This window comes from Vibrio sp. D173a (genome assembly GCF_030248475.1).
Genome location: NZ_JAHGAH010001312.1, coordinates 1 through 858 on the forward strand (window position 1 = coordinate 1; position 858 = coordinate 858).

Sequence of the window (858 nt, forward strand, 5' to 3'; positions counted from 1 at the left end):
CTTATTTATGAGATTGACGACACCAAATATGTCATTGCTCGCGACAAGGCCAAGATTCAGCTTGAGTCCGCGGAAGTCGCATTAGAGACCGCGCGTCAAGAAGTAGGTATCGCGAAGATCTCATATCAGTCGTCTTTAGAAGATATCCACTCAACAGAAGCGAAAATCGAGTCTGCGAAAACGGACCTTGTGCTCCAACAAAAAACACTGAAACGCTATCTACGCCAAAACAGTGTCGTAGAGCACACAATCACCGAATCAGATATTGATCAGCAAACGGCGACAGTTGATTTGGCAAAGCACAGCCTGACCACATTGAAGTCTGAACTTAGTAAGAAAAAAGTGGATTCTGAGAATGCCAAGTTAAACATTCAAAAAGCTGAAACGAATGTCACCAAAAAGCAGACTGAAGTCGACACAGCGAACTCAACCTTGGCACAAGCTGAATGGGATCTTAAGAGCACCAAAGTGACCGCACCGACAGATGGTTTTGTAACTAACTTTATTCTTCGTGAAGGCCAACGTGTTTCAATGATGCCACGTATCCAGATGTACACCGAAGAGAAATACGTGCTGATGCGTGTGAACCACCAAGCCATTCGCAACATCAAGGTAGGCCAACCCGCTGAGTTTGCGACTGCGGTGTACCCAGGCAAGATTTTCTCGGCCAGCGTTGAAGGTATTGTTGAAGCAACGGGTGAAGCACAAGCGACCCTGCTCGGTATCGATGAATCGGTTCGTGCTACGACAGGCAAAAATATTCAGAACAAACACCACTTCGTTCGTCTCAAGATAGAAGAGACAGAAGGCTATGACATTCCAGTTGGTTCTGTTGGCCTAGCATGGGTCAGTGGCGAA

At 46.4% G+C, this 858-nt stretch carries 1 protein-coding gene; it reads left to right on the forward strand.

All coding sequences use genetic code 11. The features are described from left to right. Positions 1–858: HlyD family secretion protein (locus KIV40_RS33045; RefSeq protein WP_285353608.1), on the forward strand; the 858-nt coding region annotated here is incomplete at both ends.